The sequence below is a fragment of the Labrenzia sp. R5_0 genome (assembly GCF_017743835.1).
Classification (GTDB): Bacteria; Pseudomonadota; Alphaproteobacteria; order Rhizobiales; family Stappiaceae; genus Roseibium; species Roseibium algicola.
The window spans coordinates 1017224-1038436 of record NZ_JAGHRK010000002.1 but is presented as its reverse complement, the minus strand read 5'-3'; the positions used below and the strand labels follow the sequence as shown (position 1 = coordinate 1038436).

The window sequence follows — 21213 nt, the reverse complement described above, 5'->3', positions numbered from 1 at the left end:
GCAGGCGGGGCGGTTGTCCGTCCCGAGCCTTCCACGCCCTGCCGGGCGGGCGGCGATCAAGGGCCCTATTCAAAGTTGGCGGCACTATACAGATAAGGAGAGCGGCTGCCAATTGCTTCCCCCGCATGGCAGGCACGCTTTGCCGGACCGGCAAAGCTTGCCGCCCGAAACCGGAGGTGGTTTTACTTCGTCTTTGAAAAAGATGAGTAAAATCAAGGGGTCTGACAGGGTTTAACGTTTGGCCCGATGTTTGCTTTCTATTCCGGTGACGAAATATGCCCGCCGGTGCGGGCCGGGATCTGGGGGCAAGCGTGCTGCCATTTGGACTGACAACGGATGTTTCTGCCGGGGCGCTGGCAGCGGGTGCGGGCAGCGCACTTGCTGGCGGGCAGGCTTCTGCAGGTGCGGCTGCTTCCTCTGTTGGGGGCAAGGCAAACGGATTTGCCGACGAGCTGAACTCGATCTCGGGGCAGGGCGCCGCGAAGGGCGTAGGGCAAGACAAGGGTCAGGTCAGTGCCGTGGTTTCCGCCAAGGCCGGCCGGGCGGCCGATCCGGTGAAGTCGGGGGCGGTTGCCGCGCAGATCCAGACCGCTGTGGTGACAGGCGAACTTGCGCCCACCATTGCGGTGGATCCGACGGTCCCGGTTACCGATCCTCTTCTTTCCGGCGATATCGTGGCCGGCACTCCGCCGCTCAACGCGGGGCAACCCGGTGATACGGATCAGGGTCTGCTTCCCTCTGAAGGAGATGAGGCAACGCAAACCGCCGACGTTGCCCTGGTTGCGGAATTTGCGCCGGTCGCTCCTGTTGCACCTGGTGTTCCGGCTCCTGCTGGCGAAGGCGCGGCTATCACGCCCGCCTCTGCCGATGCCGGCGTGCCCGGTGCCGCACTTTCGGGAGGCGCAGGTCTTGCAGGCAACGTTCCAGTGGTGCCTTTAGCTGGTGCCGCAAACGGGGCTGCGCCTGTTCCCGCGGCAGATGCTGGAGCTGGTGCAGGTTCCGGAGGTTCTGCGCCGGCTACGGCACCGAGCTTTGCCGGCGCGCTGAACGGTGTTGAGGCAGGTGCCGCGCAGCCTGAAAAAGCCGGGCAGGCAACACCTGCTACAGCGGCGGAGGCGCAGGCGGCAGTTGCCCGGCCAGCGCCTGTCACGACAGAGCGCCGCTGGCAGAGCGAACTGCCGAAAGAATTCCGGGCGTCGGTAACGCCCGCTGCTCAGCCAGCCGGCCAGCAGCCGGCTGTGACGTTGCCTGTCCAGGCAAATATGCAGGCCGGCGCGGTGGTTGGCGGTCAGGCGCCGGGGCAGGGGGCTGGTGAAGCGCCTGGTCTCCAGGTTGCCGCGGCAACGCCTGCCGGAACTGTTGCTGCGTCTGTCTCGGCAGTCGCCAAGGCTGCTGCGGCATCTGAAGGCACGCAGGTTCCTGCAGTGCCTGCCGCACCCGTGGTGGATGGTGAGACGTCAGCCCAGCCGGTAACGGCGAACACGCAAACGGGTGAGGCGAGCGCACAGGCAGGAACCGCGATGAGCGCGGCCACCACGCAGGTTGCTGCCGCCGTGAATGCGGGTGCCGTTCCTGTTCAGCAGCCGGTTCAGGCAACGCCGCAGCCGGTGTCGTCTGAACAGTTGCTGGCTGGTGAACCTGTTGCCGAGGAAGGTACGGGTCTCGTCAAGCCGGTCACGGGTGAAGCTTCCGGTCCGCAGGGGGCAGGCAATACGCAAGATGCTGCTGCCGGACCTGCTGCCAAGGGCGCGGAGCAAACGGGACCTGAGCCGCGTGGCGCGGCCCTGGCTGGTCCTGTCGCTGCTGCGGCGCTGTCGAATATTGCGGCTGACGAAGCGGATATGCCCGCTGAATTGCAGCACACCAGCATTTCCGGCGAGTTCGGCGCGGCAACGGTACGCGGCGGTGATCTGGCAGGGGCAATGCGGACCGAGAGCCTGCAGGCGCCCAGCCAGAGCCAGTCCGGCCAGGTGGCTACCCAGGTGGCCGCAGAGATTGCGCGCAATCTGAAGGACGGTCAGACCCGGTTCCAGATGCGTTTCGACCCGCCGGAGCTCGGCCGGGTCGAGGTTGAGATGAAGGTTTCTCACGATGGCAAGGTCCAGGCTCATCTGCGTGTCGACCGGCCGGAGACGCTGGACATGTTCCTGCGTGATCAGCGCGGCCTGGAGCGCGCGCTGGAAGCGGCAGGGCTCAACCCGGATTCAGACAACCTGCAATTCTCCCTGAGACAGGACGGCGGCCAGCAGTTCGGCTCCGAACAGGGAGGGGATGGACATCAGCCGGCCTCGAATGGTGGCGGAGGCACGGTTTCCGCGGAAGCCGATCCGATGCTTGAAGACATTGTCAGAATGACCATCGCGGAACAGCGCGGCGGCCTGGACATGAAAGTGTAACGGGGCGAGTTGCTGCCTCAGGAGTGAAAAAATGACAACCGTTTCTCCAACTTCCTCTGCATCGTCGCAGACCGGCTCGGCAACCAGCCAGGCCGGCCTCATCGCCGATTACGAACTGTTCCTGAGCATCCTGACGACGCAGATCCAGAACCAGGATCCGCTGGATCCGCTGGACTCGGCCGAATACACCAATCAGCTGGTTCAGTATTCGAGCGTCGAGCAGGCCATCAAGCAGAACCAGAACCTTGAAGAAATCATTGCCTCGCTGACGAGCAACCAGAGCATGAGTTACGTCAGCTATATCGGCAATGAAGTGACTGCTGATGCTTCCACGACGACCCTGTCGGGCAGTCAGGCCAGCTGGAGCTATAATGTGGCGGAAGATGCGACTGGCACCTTCGAGATCCGCAACACCAGCGGGTCCATCGTCTATAGCGGCGACATCGAGCTGGCAGCAGGCGACGGCACCTTCTACTGGAACGGGCAGACTGATTCCGGCCAGCAGGCCGTGAACGGGCTCTACACCATCTCCTTCAATGTGAAGGACGCCTCCAGCCGGCCGGAAACCGTCAAGACGACCGTATCGGGCATCGTCGACAGCGTGGACTGGTCGAGCGGCGAAGCGGTGCTGAAGGTTGGCAGCCAGGAGTTTCCGGTCAGTTCCGTGGTATCGGTCGCCCGGCCGTCCTGATCAGCCACACATTCACATTTTTTGAAAACCGCTCCGGATGCCTCCCGGGCGGTTTTTCGCGTTTTCTCGATGTTTCAAGGGGCTGATCGTAATCAGCGGGACATTTGCCGGCACAAAAAACAAGAATGAAGTGTGGCCGGAGGAGGGATGCAATTTTCAGGTTAATCGAATTGCCTTGCAAATTGCACGGTCAGGTAAATATGGTTAACGAATTCATATAATACTATTTAGAATTGGACCCTTTATCTTTGCGAAATCCTAAATATCATTCACTAAATTTAGATTTTATAGTTAATAAAAACACAATTTTGCTTTAGGCGTTTGTTAAGCGTCATCTTGTAGTCTCAAATCAGCCTTGGTCATGGTTAGTGTGAGAGTACAATGACCGAACACATTCGTTCGCGTGTAAAATATGTCATCGGACCGGACGGGAGCCCGCTTACCATTGCGGACCTGCCTCCGACTTCGACAAAGCGGTGGGTCATCCGCCGCAAGGCAGAGGTGGTTGCCGCAGTTCGCGGTGGCTTGTTGTCCCTTGAAGAAGCGTGCCAGAGATACACTCTGACAGTTGAGGAGTTCCTCTCCTGGCAAAGCTCGATTGAAAAGCACGGTCTTGCCGGGCTTCGAGCGACCCGGGTCCAGCAATATCGAAATTGACCCGGAACACGGTTTCTGCAATGCGCCGTTGGGGCGCAATCAAAAGGTCGGCTCTGCCGGCCTTTTTATTTGTCTTGCTGTCCGTACGGAACTTATCCAAAAATTAATGAGGTAGGCAGTTTTTCCCCACCTCAGTTGCAGTTTGCATTAATCGAAATGGCGGAAACCCGCCGATCCGCCCCTATTGGAAAGGTTTTGTTAACCACTTGTTAACCACCTGGGCGGCAAATTTTGCCCATCGAAGGTGTGGCGTGCCCAGCCGACTCCAATAATAACGGCAGGGGCATGTTTCAAATGCGGGCGGGCATTCGTGAACGGACTTGTAGAATTCATCAGAACCTTGGGGGCGGCACGCATTGCTGCAATGGGGGCAGTTGCCGCCATCCTCGTCGGCGTCTTCGCCTTCATCATCTTTCGGGTGACGGCACCCCAGATGACGACACTCTACAATGAGTTGACCCTTGAGGATTCCGCATCGATCGTTTCCCAGCTGGAAAGCCAGGGCGTGCAATTCGAGATCGCCCGCCAGGGTGCCTCCATTCTCGTTCCGAACGAGCAGGTCGCCCGCCTGCGCATGCAGCTTGCCGCTGAAGGCCTGCCGACCGGCGGCTCTATCGGCTACGAGATCTTCGACCGTTCAGACACTCTTGGCGCCACCAGCTTCGTTCAGAACATCAATCACCTGCGCGCCATGGAAGGCGAGCTGTCGCGCACGATCGGCTCCCTCGACCGCATCCGCGCCGCCCGCGTTCACCTGGTTATCCCGGAGCGCCAGCTGTTCCAGAGAGACCGTCGTCCGCCGTCAGCGTCCATCGTGCTGAACGTTCGTGGTGCTCTCGGCCCGGGCGAAATCCGCGCGGTACAGCATCTGGTTGCCACCGCGGTTGACGGACTTGAGCCGGACCGTGTCTCGATTGTCGACGAAAGCGGCCGTCTGCTGGCTTCCGGCGCGGGCAACGACGAAGACGGCCTGATGACGAATTCGCTGCAGGAGCGGACTGTCGAGGTCGAAGGCCGGCTGCGCAACCAGATCGAGGAAATTCTGAACTCCGTCGTCGGCCCTGGGCGGGCACGGGTTCGCGTCAACGCGGAAGTCGACTATAATCGCCTGACGGAGACCACCGAGACCTTCGATCCGGACGGGCAGGTGGTGCGTTCGACCCAGTCCAAGGAAGAAGCTTCTTCCGCCGTGTCCCGGAACGGGCAGGTTACAGTTGCCAACCAGCTTCCGAACGCCGATGCTGGTCAGGGGCAGGCAGAGCGCGACACGTCGTCCATTACCGAGGAAATCGTCAACTACGAGATTTCCCACTCGACCCGGACCGAAGTTGTCGAAGCTGGCAAGATCAAGCGTCTGTCCGTTGCGGTGCTGGTTGACGGCACCTACCAGCCGGACGGCAATGGCGGCAGCACCTATACACCGCGCGCCCAGGAAACCCTGGACCGGATCGCTGTTCTGGTGCGCTCCGCAGTCGGTTTCGATGCCGAGCGGGGCGATGTTGTGGAAGTCGTGAACCTGCAGTTCGCCCTGCCGCCGCAGGACGACCTGCTGGCTGAAAGTGACAGCCTGTTCGATTTCACCCGCAACGACATCATTCGTTTTGCCGAGCTGGGTGTGCTGTTCCTGATTGCCGTGATGCTGCTGCTCTTCGTGGTTCGCCCGCTGCTGCGCCGCATCGTGACACCGGAAGAAAAGCAACCTCAGGAGCTGATGATCGGTCCGGATGGGACGCTGGTAGTGGAGACGGAAGTGCCACAGGAAGAATCGGCTGAAGACGAATTCGTGATCGAATGGCTGGAACAGGCCAAGCAGGAAGGGGCCATGCAGGCAAGCTCGATTGCCAAGGTAGGCGACATGATCAAGGACCATCCGACCGAAGCGGTGACCATCGTTCGCGGTTGGCTGGATGAACAGGCGGCCTGACGGTGAGCGATCAACTCCAGAAACAGCTGCAGGTCAGCGCGGACGAAGAAGAGCGCGAGCTGAAGGGAGCGGAACGGGCAGCCGTTCTGCTTCTCGCGCTTGGCGAGTCCCATGGCGCGCCGATCTGGGCAAAGCTTGACGAGATCGAGGTGCGCCAGGTTTCGGCTGCGATGGCCAACCTCGGCCCGGTCACGCCGAACATGCTGGAGAACCTGTTCAAGGATTTCGTGCGCCGCGTTAGTTCCAAAGGATCGCTGACAGGGAACGTCGATGCGACCGAGCGGCTGCTGGCCAGCTTCCTGCCGGGCGAGAAGGTCTCCATCATCATGGAGGAAATCCGCGGTCCGGCCGGGCGTAACATGTGGGAGAAGCTCTCCAATGTGCAGGAGAACGTTCTCGCCAACTATCTGAAGAACGAATATCCGCAGACGGTCGCGGTGGTGCTGTCGAAGATCAATTCCGACCACGCCGCACGGGTGCTGGGCATTCTGCCGGAGGAACTGGCGCTGGAAGTGGTCAGCCGCATGCTGCGCATGGATGCCGTCCAGAAGGAAGTTCTGGAGAAGGTGGAGCAGACGCTGCGCGTGGAATTCATGTCGAACCTCACCAACACCTCGCGGCGCGACAGCCACGAGATGATGGCGGAGATCTTCAACAATTTCGATCGGCAGACCGAAGCGCGCTTCCTGGCTGCGCTGGAAGAGGACAACCGGGAAGCTGCCGACCGCATCAAGACCCTGATGTTCACCTTCGACGATCTGTTGAAGCTGGACGCAGCCAGTGCACAGACACTGCTCAGGCACGTCGAAAAGGACGCCCTGGCCATTGCGCTCAAGGGCTCCACGGATACGGCAAGGGAATTCTTCTTCGGCAACATGTCGTCGCGCGCCGCAAAGCTTCTGCAGGACGACATGGATGCGCTCGGACCCGTGCGGTTGCGCGACGTGGACGAAGCGCAGACCGGCATGGTGAACAAGGCTAAGGACCTGGCAGCCAAGGGCGAGATCATGATCTCCAAGTCCAAGGGCGAGGATGAAATTATCTACTGATGCGGCAAACGGCAGGCACTTACAGCAGAATGGGACGCATGACCAACCCATCGAAATTTCTGTTCAACGTCGACTTTTCCGAGCCTGAAGAGCCGGAAGAGGTCGCTCCCGTCGAGCCGGAGATACCGATGATTCCGGTCGCCCAGCATGAGGAATTGCTGAAGAAGGCAAGGGCCCAGGCTTTCGAGGAAGGCCGGGTGAAGGCGCTTCAGGACCTGCAGACCAAGCAGGAGACGTTGCTTACGGCGGAAGTCAATCATCTGGCCGGAGCGGTTTCGCGGGTGCTGGAGACCCTGGACGGGCAGGTGGCGGAACGCGAGAAAGATGCCATCAGTCTCGCTTTTCTTGTGGCCAGGCGTCTGTGTGCCCATCTGATCGCACGCCAGCCGCTGGCCGAGACGGTGGCTTTGGTGTCAGAATGCCTGGGACCGCTGCGCAAGGCGCCGCATCTCGTCATCCGCATCGCTGAGAAGGATGTCGAGGCGCTGAAGGCCCAGGTGGATCCGATCATTCACGAAAAGGGCTTCGAAGGGCGGCTGGTCATTCTCGGCGAGCCGGAAATCGGCCGCGGCGATTGCCATATCGAGTGGGCCGACGGCGGTATCAGACGCGACCGCAAGGCGATCGAAGCCGAAATCGATGCCAGCATTCGTTCCTACCTGCGAGGGCGCAGCGCGGAAAGACGAGGCAAAACCTCCGACACGTCGGCGGAAAAGGAAACTGACGCATGAGCGACGAGCAAGATCACAATATCCCGCTCGACGAGCTCGAGGCGCCGCAGCGCCGGCTCGACGATGGCGAAATGCATGTACCGCAGTCCGCGGCTGACCTTGAGGCCGTGTTCGATGTTCCCGTGCGCATTTCCGCCGTTCTGGGGCACTCCAGAATGCATGTCTCGGACCTGTTGAAACTGGCATCCGGAACGGTTCTGGAACTCGACCGGAAGGTGGGGGAAGCCATCGATATCTACGTGAACGACCGGCTGGTCGCCCGCGGTGAAGTCGTCCTGGTGGAAGACAAGCTCGGCGTGACCATGACTGAAATCATCAAGACGGATCGATAGGGAAAGTAACGGATGCGGCTGTTAATTGTCGGAACGCTCGGCGGTCAGCTGACGACGGCTTCCAAGATCGCGATGCAGGGCGGGGCCCAGGTCACCCATGCGGACGATATCGAAGGTGCCTTGAGGGTGCTTCGGTCCGGGCGCGGAGCGGACCTCCTGATGGTCGAGGTTCATCTCGACATTGCCGGGCTGATCCAGAAACTCCAGAACGAACGCGTGCATGTGCCGGTGGTGGCCTGCGGCGTTGAAACGGATGCACAGGCCGCTGTGTCTGCCATTCGGGCAGGCGCAAAGGAATATATCCCGCTGCCGCCCGATCCGGAGCTGATCGCAGCCGTTCTGGCGGCAGTTGCCCAGGAACGCGGCGACCTGATCTATCGGGACGATGCTATGGCATCGGTGGTCAAACTTGCCGAACAGGTCGCGCCATCCGATGCTTCGGTGCTGATCACCGGTGAATCCGGCACGGGTAAGGAAGTCATTGCCCGCCATGTGCACAAATGCTCGAACCGGGCCTCGAAGCCGTTTATCTCGATCAACTGCGCGGCCATTCCCGAACATCTTCTGGAATCCGAACTCTTCGGCCACGAGAAGGGCGCCTTCACCGGCGCCGTTGCCCGTCGGATCGGCAAGTTCGAGGAAGCCGATGGCGGAACGCTGCTGCTTGATGAAATTTCGGAAATGGACGTTCGCCTGCAGGCCAAGCTCCTGCGCGCCATCCAAGAGCGAGTGATCGACCGCGTCGGCGGCACGCGCCCGGTTCCGGTCAACATCCGCATTCTGGCAACGTCCAACCGGGATCTTGCCGAAAGCGTGCGTCAGGGCCATTTCCGCGAAGATCTTCTGTTCCGCCTCAATGTGGTGAACCTGAAGCTGCCGGCTCTTCGCGAGCGGCCGGCGGACATCATGGAACTCGCCCTGTTCTTCATCAAGCACTACTCGGAAGCCAACGGTGTGCCGGTTCGGCCACTGTCCGTCGAGGCCCGTCAGGCACTGATGTCCAATCCGTGGCCGGGTAACGTGCGCGAACTGGAAAACACCATGCACCGCGCGGTGCTGCTGGCTTCGGGTGGTGAAATCGGCGTCGAGGCGATCCGCATGCCGGACGGCACGCCGCTGAGCGTCTCCAAGGGCGCTGCGGAGCGGGCGGCACAGACGGCGGAAGCCGTGACGCGATCCTTCGTCGGACGCACGGTTGCCGATGTCGAGCGTGATCTCATTCTCGACACGCTGGATCATTGCCTGGGCAACCGGACACATGCTGCAAAAATTCTGGGTATTTCAATCCGGACGCTGCGCAACAAGCTGAATCAATATACCGATGAAGGAATAAGCGTTCCGGGACCGGGCGAAGCCCGGGCCTGATCGCACCGGCAGGAACCATAACGAAGGCCACGTCCGTTGATTGACCCGGGCGGCGGTTACAGGAAACCAGACCACAAATGTCGGACACGGCAGCAGGCGAACAGCGCAGACCGGAAGGCCCCGCAGCGGAGCAGCAGACGGCTGCGCCCGCCGCGGCCACCGGTCTTGCAGGTTTCCCCGTCCTTCAGGAGATTGTAGATACCCTTCGCCGGGGTGACGTCGGTCTGGCGACCGGCATTCTCGTCATCCTGACGCTCCTAATCCTGCCGATGCCGCCGATGATGCTGGATACGTTCCTGGCGGTCTCCATCATCTTTTCCGTCATGATCCTCATGACGGGCCTGTTCATCCAGCGGCCGCTGGAATTCTCGTCCTTCCCGACAGTGCTGCTGATTGCGACCATGCTGCGGCTGGGTCTCAATATTTCCTCCACCCGGCTTATCCTGGCAAACGGGCATGAAGGCACTGCGGCGGCGGGCAACGTCATCCAGTCCTTCGGCAATCTCGTCATGGGCGGGAACTTCGTCATCGGGATCATCGTCTTCGCGATCCTGGTGATCGTGAACTTCGTCGTCATCACCAAGGGTTCCGGCCGTATCGCGGAAGTCGCGGCACGCTTTACCCTGGATGCCATGCCGGGCAAGCAGATGGCGATCGATGCGGATCTGTCCGCAGGCCTCATCGACGAAGCCGAGGCCAAGTCTCGCCGCAAGGCGCTCGAGGACGAAAGTGCCTTCTTCGGGGCCATGGACGGTGCGTCCAAATTCGTGCGCGGCGACGCCATTGCCGGCCTTCTGATCACCTTCATCAACATTCTCGGCGGCATCTTCATCGGTGTTGCACAGATGGAGCTGACCTTTACCGAGGCCGCCAACAACTACACGCTGCTGACCATCGGCGATGGCCTTGTCTCCCAGATTCCGGCACTGATCGTTTCCACGGCAGCCGGCCTCCTTGTTTCCAAGGCAGGTGTGCATGGTGCTGCCGACAAGGCGCTGACCAGCCAGTTCACCGGCTATCCGAAGGCGCTTGGCATGTCGGCCGCGGTTATGGTGATCCTGGCGCTGCTTCCAGGCATGCCCATGGTCCCGTTCTTCGGTCTTGCAGGTCTTGCCGGTTACCTGGCCTTTTCCGTCGGGTCGAAGAAGAAGAAGGCCGCGGCAAAGGCCGAGATGGTCAAGGCCGTGGAAGCTGCGCCGAAGCCGCCGCCAGAGCCGCCGATTACCGACGCCCTGAAGATGGACGAACTGCGGATCGAGCTCGGCTATGCCCTGTTGCCGCTGATCAATGGCAAGGCAACGGGCGACAACGATGTTCTGACCGAGCAGATCAAGGCATTGCGCCGCCAGATCGCGGGCGACATGGGCGTGATCATGCCGCCGGTGCGCATCCTCGACAACATTCAGCTTGGCGCGAACGATTACGTCATCAAGGTGAAGGAAGTAGAAGCCGGCCGCGGCGTGCTTTACCCGAACCACTTCATGGTCATGGATCCGGCAGGTGGGCAGGTCAAGCTGCCGGGCACGCACACCACGGAACCGACGTTCGGCTTGCCGGCAACCTGGGTTGAGGCCCAGTATCGCGAGGATGCTTCCTTGCGTGGCTACACCGTGGTGGATCCGGCAACCGTTCTGTCCACGCATCTGACCGAGACGATCAAGGCCAACATCAGCGAACTGCTGACCTATGGCGACGTGCAGAAGCTGCTCAAGGAGCTGAAGGGCGAGCAGGCCAAGCTGGTCGAGGACCTGATCCCGTCGCAGATCACCGTGTCCGGTGTCCAGCGTGTGCTGCAAACCCTCCTGGGCGAGCGGATTTCGGTTCGCGACCTCGGAACCATTCTGGAAGGTGTGTCCGAAGCAACCGGCATGACCCGCAACACGGACACCATTGCCGAGCACGTGCGCACCCGTCTTGGCAGGCAGATCTGCGCCGCCAATCTGGCGCCCGGCGGCTATCTGCCGCTCATCGCGCTATCGCCGCAATGGGAGCAGGCTTTCCTGGAATCCATCATCGGCGAGGGGGACGACCGCCAGCTTGCGATGCAACCCAGCAAGCTGCAGGAATTCGTCGGCAGGGTCCGCGATGCGTTTGAGCAGGCTGCGCAGCAGGGCGAGGTTCCCGTGTTGCTGACATCCCCGCAGACCAGGCCGTTCGTTCGCTCCATCGTCGAGCGTTTCCGTGCCCATACGACGATCATGAGCCAGGCGGAAGTTCACCCGCGGATCAAGCTCAAGACAATCGGTTCGATCTGAGGCGGGGCAATCATCAGTGCGTTCAACAAGGCTCTGTTGGACGCCCGATGATGTCATGCCCGGTGTGCTAGACGACCACGTTAATCCTGGCCATGGCGGCGGTCTGACTGGCGTATGTGCCCAGCCGGCCTTGGTTCTGCAGGACAAACAGCGAATTGGCCTGAGAGGCCTGCGTGTTGATCGATTGCATCACGTAAGCGAGGTTGTTCAGCTGGTCGATACGCTTTGCGGCTGTCTGACGCCGCTTCGTCCAGGCCTTGTTGTAGTCGGCCAGGGACACCTTGCGACTGGAGCTGAAACGTTTGGAATAATCTCGTTGGAAGTAGTTGCCGACCTTAGCCATGCGATTGCCTTTTCAAAAGACTGAAACAGCATAGCTCCCGAAGGAATGAACAAGCTCTTAACGCGCGTTTCTGCAGAAAACGCTACGTAATTTTTTTCGAGAAAATATCATCTTCCCGGGCCTTTGCCCGGCAGTTTAGCCGGGAAAATCTAGACGAGTACGTTGATGCGGGCCATCGCGGCTGTCTGGTTCGCATAACCACCCAGCCGGCCTTGGTTCTGCATGACAAACAACGTGTTCGTCTGAGCTGCCTGCGTATTGATGGTCGCGAAGGTGGACGCCAGGTTCCGAAGCTGCTGCATTTTCTGCGACGACGCCTGACGGCGCCCGTTCCAGGCCTTGTTGTAGTCAGACCAAGTCGACTTCCGCTTCGTGCTGAAAGTTTTGTGGTAGTCCCGCTGGACGTAGTTTCCGACCTTTGCCATGGCAGCTCCTTCCTGGAGATCTGAACAGACTGTGTGCGAAGATGGTTAACAAGCCCTTAAATCAGCGCATTGTGCACAGGGCGGCTTGGCGACAAACGTTCCAGCTGTTAAGCCCGGAAAAACACCCGAGATTCTGGAGTTTTCATGTCGACGCAAGCGCTTAACCTCGATGGCTATACGGATATTCCGGAGGGCAAGGTTGCCTTCGTGGTCACGTTCCTGGAAATGCTTCAGGCACCTGAACAGCCTCTCGCGCCATCACGCAGCGATGTGACATTGCAGCGGTGGCAGACGCCGGATCTCGACAGCTATCGAAAGCTTTTTCGGGAGGTTGGTGAAGACTGGATCTGGTTCGGCCGGCTGGTTCATGACGACAAGACGCTGGAGCAGCTGCTCGCCGAGCCTGCCCGCGAGAACTACCTGCCGATCATCGATGGCAAGCCGGTCGGTACGCTGGAGCTGGATTTTGCCAACCCGGAAGAGCCCGAACTTTCCTATTTCGGCCTGGTCCCCGGTGCGATCGGTGGCGGGCTTGGCCGCTGGCTGATGGCCCAGGCGCTGGACATCGTCTGGTCACGCCCGGAAACGAAACGGCTCTGGGTGCACACCTGCACCGGCGACAGCCCGCAGGCGCTGATCTTTTACCAGGCCTGCGGTTTCAAACCCTACAAGCGCGCTATCGAAGTTGCCGAAGACCCGCGTCTGCAGGGGCTTCTCGGCCGCGAGCGCGCCCCGCATGTGCCCGTAATCGAGTGAGGACGCGCTTCAGCGGGGTCTCGAAGGAATGGGGCTGCCCGCTCGCAAGCGCGCCCGTCTAGGCACTTGCCCGAACCCGCTCCGGAAAGGCATCTGCAATGGCTTTGCGGTTTGCCTCCAGCACGCCGCGCTCGGTGATGAGGCCGGTCACGAGACGGGCAGGGGTGACATCGAAGGCCGGATTTCCGACAGGTGATCCGTCCGCAACGATGTCCACCGTCTCGATCTCGCCGGCGCTGGTGCGGCCGGTGATGCGGCTGACTTCTTCGCCGCCGCGTTCCTCGATCGGGATCTGCCGGATACCGTCCGACAGGGAAAAGTCGATGGTCGGTGACGGCAGCGCGACGTAGAAGGGCACACTGTTGTCCTTCGCAGCCAGTGCCTTCAGATAAGTACCGATCTTATTGCAGACATCACCGGTGGCCGTGGTGCGGTCCGTTCCGGTGATGACGATATCGACCTCGCCATGCTGCATCAGGTGTCCGCCGGCATTGTCGACAATCACCGTGTGCGGCACACCATGCTGACCGAGCTCCCAGGCGGTCAGAAAAGCCCCCTGATTGCGCGGTCGGGTTTCGTCGACCCAGACATGAACGGGAATGCCGCCGTCATGGGACATGTAGATCGGCGCCGTCGCGGTGCCCCAGTCGACGGTGGCCAGCCAGCCGGCATTGCAATGGGTGAGGATGTTGACCGGCTCTCCGGCGCGTTTCAGCCGCGAGATCGCGGCAATCAGCTCCATCCCGTGCATGCCGATGGCCATGTTGATGGCGATGTCCTCGTCGCAGATGTCATTGGCCAGCTTGAAGGCGGCTTCCTCGCGGATTTCAGGTGCCAGCCGGACCAGTGTCCGACGCGCCTTGTCGAGGGCCCATTGCAGGTTGACCGCTGTCGGCCGGGTTTCCAGCAGGGACGAGCAGGCAGCATGGAGATTGTCGTCTGAAGCGTCAGTCCGCATGGCCAGCGCGACGCCGTAGGCGGCTGTTGCACCAATCAGAGGCGCGCCGCGCACCTGCATGAACCGGATCGCATGGGCGGCGTCTTCCATTGTATGCAGTCGGATGGTCTCGAACGTGTGCGGAAATCTTGTCTGATCGATGATCTCGACCGAGCCGCCATCTTCTGCCAGCCAGATCGTGCGATATTTCTTGCCGTCCACGTTCATGAGCGAAACTCCGCAATCGCAATATGTTTTTTGCATAACCCATGAACAGGCCTCAGACCAGTCGCGCGTTACTGGCGCGACTGTCAAAAATACCTTAATCTCCGTTAACCATGTTTGGATCATTGCCAGTGGATAGCTCGCAGGTGGAGGCCATGCGGCTGTTTCACTCGGGATAGAGTCAGTTAAGACTTGATTCACCAACGGCAGTACAACGGAGTCACGTGTACCCCATGTCTGAAATGCAGGATAACGTTGTCCCACATACGCGCATGCGGTCCTTGCGCGATGCGATCCGGAAGGTTCAGCTTGGCGAAGTCGAACGTTCGGACGTGGTTGTTGAGCTCCAGGAGACCGAGCGTGCCCGGCTGGACATGCTTGCAGACGAACTCAAGGACGTTTTCAGGGAAATCCCGGAAGACGACGACCAGTTTTCCCTTCAGATCATCTCCGGTTCCACGCCTCGGCTCTGGATCGATGCGACCAGTCACGTGGCCGTTGGCGGTGACAGGCGCACCTATCGGTTCCTGAAGGACACGCGCCTCGGCCGGGTGGTCATTCTGGAAACGGCCAACATCGACGACATGGCAGACTGCCTGACCGAATATATAGCCGAACGCGTGCTGGAGCGGGAAAAGGCGCTGGAAGGCGACTGGCTCAACAACCGGCTGCGGCAGGTCGCGCTCGACAGCAAGGTTGTGCGTGTCAAGGAAAGCCGTACACCCTGGATGGCCGTCGCCGGTGCCTTCGGGATCGGTCTTGCGGCGGGCGTCATCGGCCTCATCGTCTTCGCCTGGTTCGCCAACCCGCTCTGAGGCGGCTTTTGTGAACGACGTCCAACACTCTCCAGTATCGGTCCTGGTTGCCGCAAGCCTGTGAGTGCCTTTCTGGGCAACTCGTCAGGCCTGCAGAAAAGGGCCTCAGGGCCTGCCGCCCGGAATGGCGACTTCTCGTTCCGCGAGCAGCTTCACCGGCTCGTCTGGCGCGGCAAAGCCGTGCTCTTCCATTTGGCAGGACCAGCCCTCGTTTGTCTTTTCGATCCGGAACAGGTTGTAGCGCGCCGCCGGTTTCTTGCCGCCAGGCGCGCTTGTGGCAGATGGCACACCAACCACCGGGACGAGCCCGTCCGGTCCCTCGATATGCTCGAAACTGTCGACATGGGTGTGGCCGTGCAGGATCAGCTCGGCACCGGCTCTCTTGACGACGGCGCGCACCCTGGAGGCGTCCGACAGGCGCTTGTGCCAACGGGTGGCATGGGGGAATGGGGGGTGATGCAGCATCACCACGCGGAAGAAGCCATCCCGGCCAAGGTCGTCCAGAATTGCCCGCAGACGCTTGCTCTGTTTGCTGCCGACACGGCCCGTAGCGAACCAGGGGCCGCTGGCACGACCGGTCGTCACGCCGACAAGGGCGATGCCATCCCGCTTGCGCACATAGGGAAAGGTTGCTTCCGAGTTGGTGCCGTTTGACGGCACATTTCCCGCGCCATCGCCGCGCATGTACGGCCACCATGCCGCGCGGGCCCTGCGCACGGCTCCAGGCACATAGGCGTCGTGGTTGCCCGGAACGACGGAGACATCCTCCGGCGGGCCGATTTCTTCAAGCCAGGTCCGCGCACCGGAAATTTCCAGGGGCAGGGCGATGTTCACCAGATCGCCGGTGACGGCAATATGGTCGGGCGCCTGCGCCTGCATGTCATCGACGAGTTGTTCGAGATAACTGCCGCCCATGATCCTCGACCGGTTGCGGCGCCAGTTGAGGTAACCAAGGATCCGCTTGGAAAAGAGCTGCAGCAGCTTGGGGTCCGGAAGCGGGCCGAGATGGGGGTCGGAAAGATGGGCGAGCGTGAATGTGGACATGGTCGCGCATCTTCAAAACCAAAAGCGCCGCGTCAAGGGGAAATGACGCGGCGCTTTCAAGTGAGTTCAGGAACTGCCGGGAAACCGGTTACTTTACCGGTTTGACTGCCTTTGCGGCTTTCGGCGCTTTCTCGGTGTTATTGTCTGCGGAGCGCGTGGTTTCGCGCAGCGTCGCGCCAACAACATTCACGAATCCGAACATGGGTCTTCTCCGTACAGGTTCCTTCGACCGACCTTAGTTGGTCGGGAAAGTGGTCAAGGTTGCGACGATGCGCGGGTTGGTCAGGTCGATAGCCGGCTTCCACTGGTAATTGTTGCGGTTGCGGCGGCGTTTTCCAAACAGAGCGTTCAACATTTTATTTTCCTTCAGGTTCGGGCGGTCAGAAGGGCTGCCCTCGAATTCATCAACTTGCCCGATATATATGCATGCGGTGCACAAAGGAGGAGCGTTATTCTCACGGGTCAGCCCTGCGGGGATTGCATGGGTTAAAAAAGTTTTATTTCCCCTCTGGATCCGGTAACGTCCTGAAAATGTTGAAGATATTATCAGTCTTGCCGAAGTCGGTGACCACACGCCTGATCCAGGGAATTGGACTTGTCCGAAACCCCTTCACGCTTGGGGTGCGCGTGATCGTTGAAGATCGGAACAGCCGGGTCCTTCTGGTGCGGCACAGTTATGTCACGGGCTGGTACCTGCCGGGAGGAGGCGTGGACAAGGGCGAGACGATGGAAGAGGCTGCCTGCCGGGAGGTTCTGGAAGAAGCAGGTGTCGTCTCGGTCAGCCGGCCGCAGCTTCTCAATATCTTCCTGAACCAAGAAGCGACAGGCCGGGATCATGTCGGGCTTTATCACATGCCCGAGTGGAGACAGGCGGACACCTTCCTTCAGCCCAATGCGGAAATCGAGGAAGCGGCATTCTTTGAGCTGGAAGCTTTGCCGGAGGGGCTTACGCGGTCCACAGCCCGGCGGCTCGACGAGTTTCGCTCCGGCCGCGAACCGGAAAGCGGCAAGTGGTGAGGCCTGCCACCCCCAGGTCTGTCATGTCGTCTTCCGGGTAAGCCGGAGCCGGCTCACCTGGAAGTTTCGTATCTGATCAGGCAGCTGCCTTGAAACGCTCGCGGTCGTGAGGGTGGGTGAAATCCAGGGCCGGCCCGACAGGGACGATCCTGGTCGGATTCACACTCTCATGCGAGCCGTAGTAGTGCTGCTTGATCGTTGTCATGTCGACCGTGTCTACAACACCCGGGACCTGATAAAGCTCCCGCAGGTAGTTCGACAGGTTCGGATAGTCGTCGATCCTGCGGATATTGCATTTGAAATGCCCGACATAGACCGCGTCGAAGCGCACCAGCGTCGTGAACAGTCGCCAGTCGGCTTCCGTCAGCTGGTCTCCGATCAGATAGCGCTGACGGGACAGGCGATCTTCCAGCTCGTCCAGTGCCTTGAACAGTTCCGTGACGGCTTCTTCATAGGCTTCCTGTGTGGTCGCGAAACCGGACTTGTAAACACCGTTGTTGACGGCGTGATAGACGCGCTCGTTGATACTGTCGATTTCCGTGCGCAAGGCAGTCGGATAGAAATCAAGGTGTGAGCCGGTCAGGTCGTTGAACGCCGAGTTGAACATCCGGATGATCTCGGAGGACTCGTTGCTCACGATCGTGTTCTGGTGCTTGTCCCAGAGGATCGGCACGGTTGCACGGCCGCTGTAGTGCGGGTCGGCCTTGGTGTAGACGTGCCAGGCGTATTTCGCGCCGGTCAGCGGATCGATCTCGGGAAACTCCCAGCCGTTCTCCAGCATGAGTGGTTGTACGGCGGAGACGGAAATCAGGTCTTCCAGTTTCTTGAGCTTTCGGAATACCAGAGTGCGGTGCGCCCAGGGGCAGGCATAGGAAACGAACAGATGATAGCGATCCGCTTCAGCCTTGAAGCCACCGTTGCCCGTGGGGCCGGCGGTGCCGTCCGCCGTGATCCAGTTCCGAAACGCCGCGTCCTTGCGGACGAAGCGTCCACCGGTGGATTTCGTGTCGTACCATTTGTCTTTCCAGACGCCGTCGACCAGCAGTCCCATGATGCGCTCCCTTGTTGTGCTTCGTCTGGTTAGGTTGTGCACACAGGCGGAAAATCAATCAATTGAATGCTCTGTTCCGGCTCGGTGAACAATCAGCGGACTGGTGAGAACGGACAAAAAAGGCTGGACCGAAGCAGCCATTGCGTGGTAACCGCTTCTCCTCTTTCTGGAAATATCGGCTTTCGAACACGCTGATATCGCAACGAGACTGGGATAGATGACCGCAGGTCTTACGCTTCGACGACGAACCAGCCGACGAGATAACTCTCGTCCGCACCGTCGCGGCTGACCTGATCCTGGATCTTCCTTACGTTTTATCCAGGCACTGGCAGGCGCGCATTTCTCCAAAGACTGCATGCTTGCTGGAACCAGCCAAATGAAACAGACCACATGGGTCATCCGGCCCGAAGACGCGACCGACACCTCCGCAATTGACGATCTGCAGGCCGAAGCTTTCGGCCCAGGCCGGTTCGCGCGAACCGCTTTCCGGATCCGTGAAGGCGTCCCGCACCGTCCGGATGTCTCTTTCGTCGGCCTTGCGGGTGAGCAGGTGGCGGGGTCAATCAGACTGACACCGATCAGGATTGGCGAGAGTGACGCCCTGCTGCTCGGTCCGTTGACCGTATCTCCCGACTTCAAAAACCGGGGTCTCGGCAAGGCGCTTATGCGCACGGCAATGGAAGCGGCGGCGGCAGCCGGAGACAAGGTCGTGCTGCTGGTCGGCGATGCGCCTTACTACAGCCCCTTCGGCTTTCAGCAGGTTCCGTTCGGACGCATTACGCTGCCCGGGCCCGTCGACCCGGCGCGGCTGCTGGTGGCACTCCTGAACGACGGGGACATTCCAAGCGGAATGGTGCACGGCGGAGCCTCTGTTGCGGTCGCTTCCTGAGGATGTTTCTGCGTGACGCGGGGCGGGTTGACGGTGGGTGTGGCCCATCCTTCGAGACAGGCCTTCGGCGTTCCTCTGGATGAGGTTGAGGGGGAGCTACCGGCCTATCAATATTCTCTTCCTCATCCTGAGGAGGCCTTCAGGCCGTCTCGAAGGATGGGCCCCAAACACAACAGATCGGTTCGTACTTAGCTCAAGCGGATTGCCGACCGCCGCAAGGGCGGTCGCACAAAAGCTACCGTCCTTCGCGATACCAGGTCAGGGAGAGGGCACCCAGCAGGAGCGCAAGACCAAGCAGTCCGATCATCAGCGGATAGCGGTCGATGCCGTTGAGGACGCTCGCCTCAGTGGCCTTCAGCCCCAGCCAGCCATTGCCGGCGTAGCTCGCTGACGGACGCATTGAAACAATGCGCGGGACGGTCAGGTCTCCGCCGACATCCCGCAAACGCTCAGAGGCACCGCCCGTCGCTTCGCTGAGCGGGGCCAATGGCTCGGTGGTGGACAGAACGTCGGTATATTCACGCGGGTTCTGGGGCCCAACGTGGATCAGCGCACTCATGTCGCCTTCGGTGACCGAGAACAACCCGGTTTCGCCGGCAGGCATGCCGCCACGCCACAGGCCTGGTTCCTGTTCGGTCAGAACGATCTGCGATCGGTCGCCTGTCGGCGAGACGACCGTGACTTCCCCGACGGTCTCGCCCAGGGTCTGGCGTTCGATGACCAGTTCCGGTCCGCGCATGGATACATTCAGCGCTTCTTCTTCCAGATCCGGCTCCTTCATCAGCCAGTGGGCCAGACGGCGCAGCAGCGGAACATGCGGACCACCGCCTTCATAACCACGTGCCCAGAGCCAGACGTGATCGGACAGCAGCATGGCCACTCGGCCTTCGCCTTCGCGGTTGAGAACCAAGAGCGGCGTGTCGCTCGGGCCGGACATCAGCGTCTGGCCGGCGTCGAGCTCGGTGTCGACCACGCGGAACCAGCGGCTCCATGCGGGCGGGTCCTGTTCGGATCCGGGCAGCCCACGGGTGACCGGGTGGCGCTTGCCGAGGTCGGCGAGGGTGGCGTGGTAGGGTTGTTCGAGAATGGTGCCTGTCGGACGGGCCGGAAGGATCGGCGCCAGTGGCGTGCGGTAAAGGCTGCCACCTTCGGCGTAATCAGGACCGCCGGCCAGCAGCATTGCACCGCCATCGCGCACATAGCGGGCGATATTGTCGAAATACAGCATCGGCAGAACGCCGCGGCGCACGTAGCGGTCGAAGATGATCAGGTCGAATTCGTCAATCTTCACCGAGAAGAGTTCCCGGGTCGGGAAAGCGATCAGCGACAGCTGGTTGATCGGCGTTCCGTCTTGTTTTTCCGGCGGGCGCAAGATGGTGAAGTGAACCAGATCCACCGAGGCATCGGACTTCAGAAGGTTGCGCCAGGTGCGTTCACCGGCATGCGGTGACCCGGAAACAAGCAACACACGCAGATTCTCGCGGATGCCGTCGATGGTCACAACGGCCCGGTTGTTGAGCGTCGTGAGTTCGTCGGTCAGCGGCTCGGCGTCGAATTCGAAGATATTGTTGCCGCCATGGGCGATCTCAACCGGAATGTCGATCTTCTCGCCTGTCCGGGCCGTGCGTTCGGTGACGACATCGCCATCGCGTTTGACGGTCAGGCGCACCTGGTCGCCAGGTCCCGTGCCACGGCCCTGGTCGACGACAGTCAGGCTGACGATCTGCTCTGAATCAACCAGGCCGAACCGTGGGGCCTTGTCGAGTACGATGCGTCGGTCCCGTTCATCAACCGTACCGGTGATAAGGCCATGAACCGGGGCGTCGAACCCCAGGGCGCCTGCGTTGCCGGGGATGTCGTGGATCTGCCCGTCGGTCACGATGATCGCACCACCAACCCGATCCGGCGGAACGTCTGCAAGGCCGTTTGCCAGGGTCTGGAACGCCTCGGTGCCATCGCCCGAACCGGAGTTTCGCGCTTCCAGAACGCGCAGGTCAAAGCCATCAAGTGCACCGATGCGGCGGGTCAGTTCTTCCACGGCCTCATCGGTTGTCGACTGGCGATCGGAGAGGCGTTGGCTCTGGCTCTTGTCGACGACAAGAGCAACGACGCTTGAGAGCGGTTCCCTGTCTTCCCGCTCAACAGCGGGATTGGCCAGCGCCAGCAACAGCAAGGCCATTGTCAGGGTGCGCAGCAACCAGCCACGCAAATTCAGAAAGCCGGAAAAGGCGGTGAGAAGAACAGCGATAACGCCGCCTGCCACAAGGGCCCAGAGCGGAACGAGGGGATCGAAGGCGAGTGACCAGACCAT

19 protein-coding genes are annotated in these 21213 nt (G+C 60.7%); 13 read left to right on the top strand and 6 right to left on the bottom strand.

What is annotated here, in order from left to right; translation table 11 throughout:
* Positions 1 to 275: 275 nt before the first annotated feature.
* The 9 genes from J7447_RS13675 (at position 276) to flhA (ending at position 11400) form a co-directional block, all read left to right on the top strand.
* Entirely contained in the window at positions 276 to 2396 is a 2121-nt protein-coding gene (locus J7447_RS13675; protein WP_209169847.1) for a flagellar hook-length control protein FliK, read from the top strand.
* 31 nt (positions 2397 to 2427) lie between these two features.
* Positions 2428 to 3087: a flagellar hook capping FlgD N-terminal domain-containing protein gene (locus tag J7447_RS13670; protein ID WP_022998158.1), complete on the top strand. Its 660-nt coding sequence runs from the start codon at positions 2428 to 2430 to the stop codon at positions 3085 to 3087.
* 381 nt (positions 3088 to 3468) lie between these two features.
* A complete protein-coding gene (locus J7447_RS13665; RefSeq protein WP_022998157.1) occupies positions 3469 to 3744 on the top strand; it encodes a DUF1153 domain-containing protein in 276 nt (91 codons plus the stop codon).
* Between the two features lie 310 nt (positions 3745 to 4054).
* Positions 4055 to 5668, top strand: a complete 1614-nt coding sequence (gene fliF, locus J7447_RS13660) for a flagellar basal-body MS-ring/collar protein FliF (RefSeq protein WP_031268276.1) — start codon at positions 4055 to 4057, stop codon at positions 5666 to 5668.
* A gap of 2 nt (positions 5669 to 5670) precedes the next feature.
* Entirely contained in the window at positions 5671 to 6717 is a 1047-nt protein-coding gene (gene fliG, locus J7447_RS13655; protein ID WP_022998155.1) for a flagellar motor switch protein FliG, read from the top strand.
* 38 nt (positions 6718 to 6755) lie between these two features.
* Positions 6756 to 7448: a FliH/SctL family protein gene (locus J7447_RS13650; protein WP_208984228.1), complete on the top strand. Its 693-nt coding sequence runs from the start codon at positions 6756 to 6758 to the stop codon at positions 7446 to 7448.
* Complete coding sequence (fliN, locus tag J7447_RS13645; RefSeq protein WP_022998153.1) at positions 7445 to 7780, top strand: flagellar motor switch protein FliN; 336 nt, start codon at positions 7445 to 7447, stop codon at positions 7778 to 7780. Before J7447_RS13650 ends, fliN begins: the two co-directional genes overlap by 4 nt.
* 12 nt (positions 7781 to 7792) lie before the next feature.
* On the top strand, positions 7793 to 9145 hold the full coding sequence (locus J7447_RS13640) for a sigma-54 dependent transcriptional regulator (RefSeq protein ID WP_055655957.1): 1353 nt from the start codon (positions 7793 to 7795) through the stop codon (positions 9143 to 9145).
* A gap of 77 nt (positions 9146 to 9222) precedes the next feature.
* Positions 9223 to 11400: a flagellar biosynthesis protein FlhA gene (flhA, locus tag J7447_RS13635; protein WP_022998151.1), complete on the top strand. Its 2178-nt coding sequence runs from the start codon at positions 9223 to 9225 to the stop codon at positions 11398 to 11400.
* 67 nt (positions 11401 to 11467) lie between these two features.
* On the opposite strand, the gene J7447_RS13630 is transcribed toward flhA, so the two are convergent.
* Both J7447_RS13630 and J7447_RS13625 read right to left on the bottom strand, forming a co-directional pair.
* Positions 11468 to 11743, bottom strand: a complete 276-nt coding sequence (locus tag J7447_RS13630) for a hypothetical protein (RefSeq protein ID WP_022998150.1) — start codon at positions 11741 to 11743, stop codon at positions 11468 to 11470.
* A gap of 149 nt (positions 11744 to 11892) precedes the next feature.
* Positions 11893 to 12168 carry a hypothetical protein gene (locus J7447_RS13625; protein ID WP_022998149.1) on the bottom strand — a complete coding sequence of 92 codons (276 nt, stop codon included), beginning with the start codon at positions 12166 to 12168 and terminating at the stop codon, positions 11893 to 11895.
* 144 nt (positions 12169 to 12312) lie between these two features.
* On the opposite strand from J7447_RS13625, the gene J7447_RS13620 reads away from it, so the two are divergent.
* A complete protein-coding gene (locus J7447_RS13620; RefSeq protein ID WP_209169846.1) occupies positions 12313 to 12924 on the top strand; it encodes a GNAT family N-acetyltransferase in 612 nt (203 codons plus the stop codon).
* 58 nt (positions 12925 to 12982) lie between these two features.
* Here J7447_RS13620 and mtnA read toward each other — a convergent pair whose 3' ends face one another.
* A complete protein-coding gene (gene mtnA / locus J7447_RS13615; RefSeq protein ID WP_075284768.1) occupies positions 12983 to 14089 on the bottom strand; it encodes an S-methyl-5-thioribose-1-phosphate isomerase in 1107 nt (368 codons plus the stop codon).
* 230 nt (positions 14090 to 14319) lie between these two features.
* Between mtnA and J7447_RS13610 the strand changes: the two genes are divergently transcribed.
* Positions 14320 to 14901, top strand: coding sequence for a hypothetical protein (locus J7447_RS13610; RefSeq protein WP_023014621.1), 582 nt, complete (start codon positions 14320 to 14322; stop codon positions 14899 to 14901).
* 105 nt (positions 14902 to 15006) lie between these two features.
* Here J7447_RS13610 and J7447_RS13605 read toward each other — a convergent pair whose 3' ends face one another.
* Positions 15007 to 15945 (bottom strand): metallophosphoesterase, encoded by a 939-nt coding sequence (locus tag J7447_RS13605; RefSeq protein ID WP_209169845.1) that lies wholly within the window; start codon positions 15943 to 15945, stop codon positions 15007 to 15009.
* Positions 15946 to 16476: 531 nt separating this feature from the next.
* On the opposite strand from J7447_RS13605, the gene J7447_RS13600 reads away from it, so the two are divergent.
* Entirely contained in the window at positions 16477 to 16962 is a 486-nt protein-coding gene (locus tag J7447_RS13600) for an NUDIX domain-containing protein (RefSeq protein ID WP_075284770.1), read from the top strand.
* A gap of 76 nt (positions 16963 to 17038) precedes the next feature.
* On the opposite strand, the gene J7447_RS13595 is transcribed toward J7447_RS13600, so the two are convergent.
* A complete protein-coding gene (locus tag J7447_RS13595) occupies positions 17039 to 18013 on the bottom strand; it encodes a glutathione S-transferase family protein (RefSeq protein WP_209169844.1) in 975 nt (324 codons plus the stop codon).
* Between the two features lie 376 nt (positions 18014 to 18389).
* On the opposite strand from J7447_RS13595, the gene J7447_RS13590 reads away from it, so the two are divergent.
* The gene (locus J7447_RS13590) at positions 18390 to 18902 is read left to right on the top strand and encodes an N-acetyltransferase (RefSeq protein ID WP_031268273.1); all 513 of its coding nucleotides are present in this window, start codon (positions 18390 to 18392) and stop codon (positions 18900 to 18902) included.
* A 235-nt stretch (positions 18903 to 19137) separates the two neighbouring features.
* Here the strand turns inward: J7447_RS13590 and J7447_RS13585 are convergent, their stop codons facing one another.
* On the bottom strand, positions 19138 to 21213 hold the full coding sequence (locus J7447_RS13585; protein WP_055655948.1) for a hypothetical protein: 2076 nt from the start codon (positions 21211 to 21213) through the stop codon (positions 19138 to 19140).